The 8,480-nt window shown below is 68.8% G+C and carries 7 protein-coding genes; 4 read left to right on the top strand and 3 right to left on the bottom strand.

Translation table 11 applies throughout. The features are described from left to right. Positions 1-2: 2 nt before the first annotated feature. Positions 3-1,715 carry a ShlB/FhaC/HecB family hemolysin secretion/activation protein gene (locus tag ACIQCS_RS02055; RefSeq protein ID WP_401529928.1) on the bottom strand — a complete coding sequence of 571 codons (1,713 nt, stop codon included), beginning with the start codon at positions 1,713-1,715 and terminating at the stop codon, positions 3-5. Between the two features lie 366 nt (positions 1,716-2,081). Next, positions 2,082-3,245, bottom strand: a complete 1,164-nt coding sequence (locus tag ACIQCS_RS02050) for a hypothetical protein (protein WP_345850724.1) — start codon at positions 3,243-3,245, stop codon at positions 2,082-2,084. Between the two features lie 223 nt (positions 3,246-3,468). Here ACIQCS_RS02050 and ACIQCS_RS02045 point away from each other — a divergent pair, with 223 nt between their 5' ends. From ACIQCS_RS02045 to ACIQCS_RS02030, 4 genes are all read left to right on the top strand, one after another. Next, the gene (locus ACIQCS_RS02045; RefSeq protein WP_345850723.1) at positions 3,469-4,158 is read left to right on the top strand and encodes a response regulator transcription factor; all 690 of its coding nucleotides are present in this window, start codon (positions 3,469-3,471) and stop codon (positions 4,156-4,158) included. Continuing rightward, entirely contained in the window at positions 4,145-6,061 is a 1,917-nt protein-coding gene (locus tag ACIQCS_RS02040; RefSeq protein WP_345850722.1) for a sensor histidine kinase, read from the top strand. The genes ACIQCS_RS02045 and ACIQCS_RS02040 overlap by 14 nt, the downstream gene beginning before the upstream one ends. Positions 6,062-6,159: 98 nt before the next feature. After that, positions 6,160-7,149 (top strand): serine O-acetyltransferase EpsC, encoded by a 990-nt coding sequence (gene epsC / locus ACIQCS_RS02035; protein WP_345850721.1) that lies wholly within the window; start codon positions 6,160-6,162, stop codon positions 7,147-7,149. Then, a complete protein-coding gene (locus tag ACIQCS_RS02030; protein WP_345850720.1) occupies positions 7,146-7,859 on the top strand; it encodes a gamma-glutamyl-gamma-aminobutyrate hydrolase family protein in 714 nt (237 codons plus the stop codon). Before epsC ends, ACIQCS_RS02030 begins: the two co-directional genes overlap by 4 nt. Positions 7,860-7,954: 95 nt before the next feature. On the opposite strand, the gene ACIQCS_RS02025 is transcribed toward ACIQCS_RS02030, so the two are convergent. Continuing rightward, positions 7,955-8,350 carry a DUF3597 domain-containing protein gene (locus tag ACIQCS_RS02025; RefSeq protein ID WP_345850719.1) on the bottom strand — a complete coding sequence of 132 codons (396 nt, stop codon included), beginning with the start codon at positions 8,348-8,350 and terminating at the stop codon, positions 7,955-7,957. Positions 8,351-8,480 lie beyond the last annotated feature (130 nt).

The raw sequence follows: 8,480 nt of genomic DNA, 5'->3' as shown, positions 1-8,480 counted from the left end.
CCTCAGAAGATCGAGGCGGAGAGGCTGACGAGGATGCGGTCGGCGGGCTTGGGCGCCTTGGGGGCGACCCGGTCGAACGGATGCGCCCAGGCGAGATCGAGCGAGAACCACGGGCCGATCTGCGCACGGACGCCATAGCCGGCCGAGCGCAGCGTCACCTGGTCGGCGCCGGGGCCGATATTGGTAAGCCGCACCGCATCGAGAAACGCATAGGGCCGGAAGGCCGAGCGCTTGGCGAAGGCGAAGGGCGCGGTGCTGATCTCGAGGGTCGAGCCCAGCGCGCGATCGCCCGAGGCAGCCGAGGGATCATAGCCCCGGCCGATCGAGAGATTGCCGGCGGCAAACTCCTCGTACGAGAGCAACGGCGTGTCGGTATATTGCCAGCTGGCCGAGACGCTGGCGGTCACCGGACCGATGACCCGCCCGCCGACCGAGAGATCGGCGCGGACCACCGTCGCATCCGGACGCCCGCCGAAGCGCGAGGCGACCCGGTTGCCATAGGGCGTGGCGCCCAGCCCGTTGATGCCCTTGCGCAGCTCGAGCGAGCCGGTGGCGGCCACCGAGTGCGAGGCCAGCTCGCGCGGCGCGAGATGGCCGTCGAGCCGGGCGAAGAGCACGCGCAGCTTGTCCTCGGTCAGCGTGGCGACGCCGCCGCCGAACTCGACCTTCTGGTCGATCCATTCCAGCCCGCCCGAGAGGTTCAGATTGTAGCGGCGATGGCGCAGCAGCGGATAGGTGAGCCGGGCATTGCCGGCGAAGCTGTTGCCGAGCAGATCGAGCGGCTTGAGCGCGGCGCCCGGCCGGGTTCGCGCGAACGAGCCCGACAGGTCGAGCTGGAGGCCCTCCCCGCCCAGCTTGACGCTTTCGGTCAGCTGGATGACTCGCTGCTCGGGGCTGGAGATCGTGCCATAGCCGACGATGGTGGTGCGCTCGCCGAACGGCGTGAAGCTGTTATAGTCGACGCGCGCAGTGGCAAGGTCGCGGCCGATCGAGTCCGAACCATAGTCGTTCACCGCGAAGGTGGCGGTGACCGGCGTGCGCGAGACGGCGATGTCGAGATCGACCGCGCCGTTGCCGCCCGGCGACTGCTTGAGCGAGGCCTGGACGATCACGCCGGGAATGTCCGAGGCGAGCAGCAGGTAGCGCTGCGCGACGTTGAGATCGAAGGGGGTCATCCCCTTCAGCTTGTCGAGATAGCGCTCGACCTGCCGCTGTGCCGGGCCGACATCGCCGTGATAGCTCACCGAGACCACATGCGCCTCGACGACCGAGAGGATCAGCTTGCCGTCGGCGATGCGCTGCTGGGGGATCTCGACCGCCGCCAGCACGCCGCGGCGCAGGTAGAGCGCCGCCACCCGGTCGCGGATCGTGCAGATCGTGGCGATGGGCACTTCCCTGCCCAGCAGGTCGGCATAAGCGAGACGGAGCTTGTCCTCGCCCAGCGCGAGGGCGCCATTCGCGCCCTGGAACGCAACGTCGGTCAGCGTGACCTTCAGGTCGCTGCCGGCAAAGGGGCACGGCCCCGCTTCCATGTCGCGGAACAGCTCGCCGCGCGGCGCGGCGGGGATCGGCGTCTGCTGGGCGGGATTGAGCTGCTGGCGCGTGGGCAGCACCTGCGCGGCTGCGGGCAAGGCCAGCACGGTGCCCCCGAGGAGCAGGAACATGGCAAGCGTCTTCCGCCCGCTCGGGAGATGCTGCACGGCAACCTTCGGCATCGCTCGGCCTTTTTTTGTCTGGAACTGGGGAACCCGGAGGCCGCTTCGCCCCACGACCCGGGCAAGCGATCCTGCCTGCGGATCGTACCGCAGGCGGAATTTTCCGTCTGTCGCTACTAATAGTGACAGGCGAATGACGTTGCGAAACCGCGGCATCGCCGCCCCATGTTCCCCCCTTCGCCCCCGTCCCGCACGCAAGTCACGACAGGAAAACACCAGCTTCATCGACACAGGCCCCCGACCGCGATCATGCGCACACGATCCGGAATGGAGTTGCCTAGGCAGGCGCACCGGGAGCGAATAGCTCCCATATGGTAGTGGTTTAGGCGCGGTTCATCTTTGCGGGGAAACCGGCCGGTGCGCGCCCTATCCGAGTCGGACGGTGGGCACCGACATGGCCAGGCGCACGAGATCGAGCTGGCGGTGGCAGCCGGTCTTGGCCTGGATGGTCTTGAGCCGGGTGCGCGCGGTCGAGAGCTGGATGCCGAGCTTCTCCGCCGCCTCGTTCAGCGGCACGCCGGCGATCACCGCGTCGGCGAGCTTCTCTTCCGCCGGGGACAAGGCGAAGCGCCGCGCGATCCAGGCGACCGCGCCGGGCGGCGTGTCGTCGGGATCGGATATGACCAGCAGCACCTGCCCGGGCAGGCTCGGCAGGCCGAACTCGGCCGCCGTGGCGATGGGCCAGAGCATCGCGTGCAGCGGCACCCCGCCGCTGCGGCGCGGCAGCATCACGCCGGAAAGCTCGCCGCTCGCCTCCATCGGCGTGTCCGCGCTGGCGCGGCAGGCGGCGAAGGCAAGGTCGAGCGCGCGGCTGCACTTGTCGTCGAAGCTGCGCGGCTGGCCGAAGCGATTGAGCACGACCCCCTCGCCCCGCGCGACCAGCGCTTCGGCGCGGCGGTTCATCGTCATCACCCGGCCTTCGCGATCGAGCACGAGGGCGGCGTGCATCCAGCCGTCGAACACTGCCTGCGCGGCCATCCCCGCCATGCGCGCGTCCATCAGCGTGCGGCGCAGCTTGAACGCGCGGCCGAAATGCGGGGCGAGCAGCCGGAGCAGCTGCATCTGGTGCTCGCGCCGCGCCGTGTCGTTCCGCCGGTCGGCGAAGGAGAGCGAGGCCCAGCCGCCCGGCTCGCGCTCGAGCACCATGCCGGTGCCATGATGGCCGATCCGGTGGACGCGCATGAAGTCGTTGTAATGCTCGGTGCGGAACAGCTCCTCGTCGCGGATGATCGCCTCGGTCCGCACCGGCTGGCCGACGCCGTTGTGCGGCACGAAATCGACATAGGGGCTGTTGGAGAAATAATGGGCCGCATAGTCGCGCATCGCGGCATCGGAATAATTGGCCGTCACCGTCAGCGCGGCCGCCGGGAGATGGCTCTCATGGCTGAACAGCGCGACAGTGATTTCGGGGTAGATTTCCTCGACGCGATCGACCAGCCGCTGCCACAGGCACGGATCGAGCGCGGCTTCGTAGATACCGCCGACCAGCTCCGCCACCAGCAGGGGCGTCAGGGGTTCCGGGCTTGGCATGAGGCGACTCTCGTTTGTGCCCGACCTGGGAAATGCGACATTAACCGGGGCAGGGCTCCGGAACAAATTGTAACGAGCATGAAATATTGCGTATGTCGCTATTTCTAGGGACAAGCCCGGGGCGGTTCGAATGGTAAGAGCGCGAAAACCGGGCGCCGCCGCGCGCCCATCCGATCGCCGCCACGGCCACGCCCCGGGAAGCGGGCCGCTCCAGGATGTCCCGATGCCCGATGCCGCACCGCCACTGCTCAAGGTCGCGCTGGTGGAGGACGACATCGCCTTCCAGAACAGCTTCGCCGCGGCGGTGCGCAGCTCGACCGACATGCAGCTGATCGGCATGGCGCACAATGTCGCCCAGGCGCGCAAGATGCTGACCGGCGATCCGCTCGACGTGCTGGTGGTCGATCTCGGCCTGCCCGACGGATCGGGGATCGACGTGATCCGCGCCGCCCATGCCAGCTGGCCCGACTGCGGGATCATGGTGAGCACCACCTTCGCCGACGAGAAGCACGTGATCGCCTCGATCGAGGCGGGGGCGGCGGGCTATCTGCTGAAGGACAGCTCGGCCGAGAAGATCGCGGACGAGATCCGCGCCCTCCATGCCGGAGGCAGCCCGATCAGCCCGCGCATCGCCCGTCAGATCCTGCTGCGCTTCCGCCCGGCCGAGCCCGCGCCCCAGGTCCCCACCGCTGCCGCGCTGGCGACGGCGACTCCGATCGCTTCCCCGCTCTCGCCGCGCGAACGCGAGGCGCTCGAGCTGATCACCAAGGGCTTCAGTTATGACGAGATCGCCGAGCTGATGCTGGTCTCGCGCAACACGGTGATGACCTTCGTCCGGCGAATCTACCAGAAGCTCGAGGTCACCTCGAAGGCGGAAGCGATCTTCGAGGCCCGCAACCATGGTATTCTCTAGGTCGCTGCGGACCTTCCTCGTCTATGCGGGGCTGGCGACGCTGGTCCTCATCGCCCTTTATCTCGGATCCCGGCCGCAGGGCATTCACCTGACCCGCGCGCAGCTGCTGGTCCAATATACCCAGGGCTATCCCCCACCGTCGCGCACCGCCGACTGGCGCGCGCTGCCGGGCCGGTGGCAGGACGTCGCCCTGCCCCATGCGCTCCGGCCGCGCATGCTGCCGGGCGCCGGCGACGCCGGGCTGCTGCCTACCCAGACGACCTGGTATCATTTCACGCTCGGCTCCGCGCAGTCTGCGCCGAGCGGCGCCTATCTCTACATCCCGCGCTGGAAGACGGATGGCGAGCTGGCCATCTATGTCGACGGGCGGCTTTTCTACCAGACGCACGCCAATCTCCAGTGGAACGGTTCGAACCGGCCGCTGTGGATCCCGCTTGAGGAAGCCGCCGAAAGCGCCCCGCCCAAGGATCTGCTGATCCGCATCCGCCACGTCCGCGGCATCGGCGGCGCGCTTTCGACGCTGTGGATCGGCGACTATCGCCAGCTCGCCGCAGCTTACTACACCCGCGCCTTCTTCCAGGCCGAGCTGCCCTATATCAGCTCGGCGATGTTCCTCGCGACGGGCGCGTTCGCCTTTCTCGTCTGGCTGCGGTCTCGGCGCGAGACGCTCTACCTCCTCTATGCGCTGATGACCGTCGCGACGTTCCTGCGGGTGATGCACGCCTATATGGGCGCGGATCGCCTGCCCATCTCGGACGCATGGTTCGGCTGGATCACGGTCAATTCGGTGGGCTGGACCGTCCTGATCGCCCATCTCTTCCTCACCGCGCTGCACCACCATCATGCACGCTGGCTGACCGCGGCCATCACCGTCATGTGCCTGGGCTTCGGCGGAATCACCCTGCCGCTGTTCGAAGGCACGGCCGACGCCACCATCGTCTCCCCGCTGATGTACATCACCATGGTGAGCATGGGCACCTTCACCTTCATCGTGCACATCATCTGGAGCCGCCGGGCGGGCACCATGGAGGGTATCGGGCTGGCGATCTGCGGCCTGCTCTCGTTCATCCTGGGCGGGCGCGACATGCTGCTGCAGAACAACATCATCGACATCGAAAGCCTGTTCGTCTCCTTCTACGCGCAGATCGCGCTGATCATCGCCTTCTGCCAGATCATGCTGAGCCGCTACATCCGGGCGATGCACGCGGTGGCCGAATCCAACCTGGTGCTCGCCAGCCGGCTGGCCGAGCGCGAGGCGGAGCTCAACGCCAGCCACCAGAAGCTGCGCGAGATCGAGCGGCGCGAAGTGCTCTTCCAGGAACGCCAGCGCCTGATGCAGGACATGCACGACGGGCTCGGCTCGTCGCTGGTGAGCACGCTGCGCATGGTCGAGCACGGCCATATCGACGAGGCGGACATCGCCCAGCTGCTCAAGGGCTGCATCGACGACCTGAAGCTCACCATCGATTCGATGGAGCCGGTGGAGACCGACCTCCTGCTGCTGCTCGGCACCCTGCGCTTCCGCCTCCAGCCGCGGCTGGAGGCGACGGGCATCCGCCTGCGCTGGGACGTGCGCGACGTGCCGCCGCTCGCCTGGCTCGACCAGCGCCATTCGCTCCACATCCTGCGCATCCTGCAGGAGGCCTTCACCAACGTGATCAAGCACGCTGCCGCCAGCGAGATCACGGTCACCACCGGCGTGCGCGACGGCCAGGTCTGCGTGGGCGTGGAGGACAATGGCCGGGGCTTCGACGCGACCATGGCGGCGCAGGGCCGCGGGCTTGGCAATCAGGCCCGCCGCGCCGAAGTGATCGGCGGCAAGGTCGCGCTGGAGTCGACGGCCGAGGGGACCCGCTTCACCCTGCTGCTCCCGATCGAAGGCGCCCGCACCCAGCCCGCCTGACCCACGGCCCCGGGGGTTTCGCGCGGGCCAATATTTCCTTTGCTGAAAGTCCCATCGGATTAGGGGATGTTGACCGCACGCACCACGAGGCAGCTTTCATGCGTTCGACACCGCCCAGCCCCGCCCCAACCGCCTCCGCCCCAACCGCCTCCACCTTCGCGACCGAGATCGCGGGCACCGTCTCGGCGCTCAACGCCGCGCGATCGGCGTGGCGGACGCGGCAGCCGAGCCGCGGGAGCGTGACTCGCTTCCCTTCCCCCTTCGGCCTGGCGCGGGTCGTCGAGCATCTCTCGGCGGCGCTTTTCCCCGCCCGGCTGGGCGGCTTTCGCGGTGGCCTGGCACGCGAGGACGATTTCGTCGCGGAGCAGCTGGGCAGCGCCCTCACGCTGCTGCGCGAGGAAGTGGCGAACGAGCTCGATTATTGGCAAGCCGAGTCCGACCAGCTCTTCGAGCCCGATCAGCCCGACGCCATCGTCCGCCTCTTCACCGCGACGCTCGCGGACATTCGCGCGCTGGTCGATGCCGATGTCGAGGCCGCCTTTGTCGGCGATCCGGCCGCGCGCAGCGCCGATGAGATCCTGATCAGCTATCCGGGCGCGCTCGCCATCCTCCACCACCGGATCGCGCACCAGCTCCACACGCTGGGGGCCGTCATCGTCGCGCGCGTGATCTCGGAGCTGGCCAATGCGCGCACCGGCATCGACATCCATCCCGGGGCGACGATCGGCCCCAGCTTCTTCATCGACCACGGCACCGGCGTGGTGATCGGCGAGACCGCGATCATCGGACGGGGCGTGCGCCTCTACCAGCACGTCACCCTGGGCGCGCGCAGCCCGCTCGGCCTGGCGCCCACCGGTCCGCGCAACCGGCACGCGCGCCATCCGATCGTCGAGGACGACGTCACCATCTATGCCGGCGCCACCATCCTGGGCCGGGTGACGATCGGGCGCGGCAGCGTAATCGGCGGCAATGTGTGGCTGCTCGACGACGTACCGCCCGAAAGCGTGGTGGCACAGCCCGAGGCGATCCGGCTCGCCCCCGCCGCACGCGCCGCGCTGTCCGAGCGGCTGGCGGAGCACGGCGCATGAGCCCGCTGATCGGCGTCCTTTGCTGCAACAAGATTGCCGACCGGCCGATCCAGGCAGTCGCGACGCGGTTCATCCGCCCGCTGGCCGAGATATCCGGCGCCACCGTGCTGCTGGTGCCCGCCATTGCCGGCGGGTTCGACGCGGCCTCACTCGCCGCGCGGCTCGACGGCCTGCTGCTCACCGGTTCGCGCTCGAACATCGCGCCGCGCCGCTATGGCAGTGACGGCCCTGCCCAAGGCCCGCTGGACGAGGAGCGCGACGAAGTGGCGATTGCGCTGGCCGGCCGCATGATCGATGCGGGCCGCCCGGTGTTCGGCATTTGCCGCGGCCTGCAGGAGCTCAACGTGCTGTTCGGCGGCACGCTGACCGACGATCTCGCCGCGCACCACCGTGAGGGCGAACATCTGCCCTATGAAGCGCTGTTCGACCATGACCACGACGTGGACCTGCGCCCCGAAGGCCTCCTCGCCGCCATTACGGGCGAGCGGCGCATCCGCGTGAACTCGGTGCACCGGCAGGGAATCGAGCGCCTCGGCGACGGCCTTGCGCCCGAAGCCCATGCCGCGGGCGACGGCCTGGTGGAAGCATTCTCGGCTCGCCCCGCCGGCGCGCCAGTGCTCGCCGTGCAATGGCATCCGGAATGGGACGCGGCGCGCCGGCCCGAAAGCCGCGCCTTCTTCCGCTTCGTCGGCGAGGCGATCGCCGCCTGAACCTGCCGCCAGGATCGGGAACCCTCATTTCGTCATCCCCGCTTTCGCGGGGATGACGATTTGCCGATTGGCTCCGGCCCGCAGGCCGGCCGGGCTCAGCCCCCGCGCAAGCTGTCGGGAACCACGCCGCCATTCTCGGCGAGCTTCGCCATGACCGCCTGGTGCAATGCGATGTTCTGCTCGGCGGTGCCGGGCTCGCCGGCATGCACGTCCAGCTCGTCGGCGAGCTGCTTGCGCGCATCGAGGCTGGAATCGAGATCGAGCAGCTTGAGCAGATCGACGATCGAAGTCTGGTAGTTGCCGCCGCCGCCCTGCATGCTCGCCATCTCGGACAGGACGGCTCCGACATCGACCGGCGTCGCGTCCGCGGCGGGAGCCGGTGCCGCAGCCGGAGCGGCCTCCGCTTCCGCGGGCGCGGGCTCGGGCGCGGGTGCGGGTGCGTCCGCCTTGTGGCCGAAGATCTTGCCCATGATGCTGCCGAAAATGCTCATTCAATCCTCCCGTCCCATGCGATGAAGCGCCCTGCGCTCCCGCTCCAAACGCACGCTCCGCCAAAAGGGTTCGGGCGGAACGGGCAATAGCGGCAGGCGTTCACGCCATGGTTCCGCACCAGGAGCCCGA

The sequence above is a fragment of the Sphingomonas sp. NPDC092440 genome (assembly GCF_044754985.1).
Classification (GTDB): domain Bacteria; phylum Pseudomonadota; class Alphaproteobacteria; order Sphingomonadales; family Sphingomonadaceae; genus Sphingomonas.
This window is presented reverse-complemented; position numbering and strand designations above follow the sequence as displayed.

Coding starts and splice junctions, on each gene's coding strand:
- ACIQCS_RS02055 (WP_401529928.1), bottom strand. CDS start 1,715: ATGCCGAAGGTTGCCGTGCAGCATCTCCCGAGCGGGCGGAAGACGCTT.
- epsC (WP_345850721.1), top strand. CDS start 6,160: ATGCGTTCGACACCGCCCAGCCCCGCCCCAACCGCCTCCGCCCCAACC.
- ACIQCS_RS02030 (WP_345850720.1), top strand. CDS start 7,146: ATGAGCCCGCTGATCGGCGTCCTTTGCTGCAACAAGATTGCCGACCGG.
- ACIQCS_RS02040 (WP_345850722.1), top strand. CDS start 4,145: ATGGTATTCTCTAGGTCGCTGCGGACCTTCCTCGTCTATGCGGGGCTG.
- ACIQCS_RS02050 (WP_345850724.1), bottom strand. CDS start 3,245: ATGCCAAGCCCGGAACCCCTGACGCCCCTGCTGGTGGCGGAGCTGGTC.
- ACIQCS_RS02045 (WP_345850723.1), top strand. CDS start 3,469: ATGCCCGATGCCGCACCGCCACTGCTCAAGGTCGCGCTGGTGGAGGAC.
- ACIQCS_RS02025 (WP_345850719.1), bottom strand. CDS start 8,350: ATGAGCATTTTCGGCAGCATCATGGGCAAGATCTTCGGCCACAAGGCG.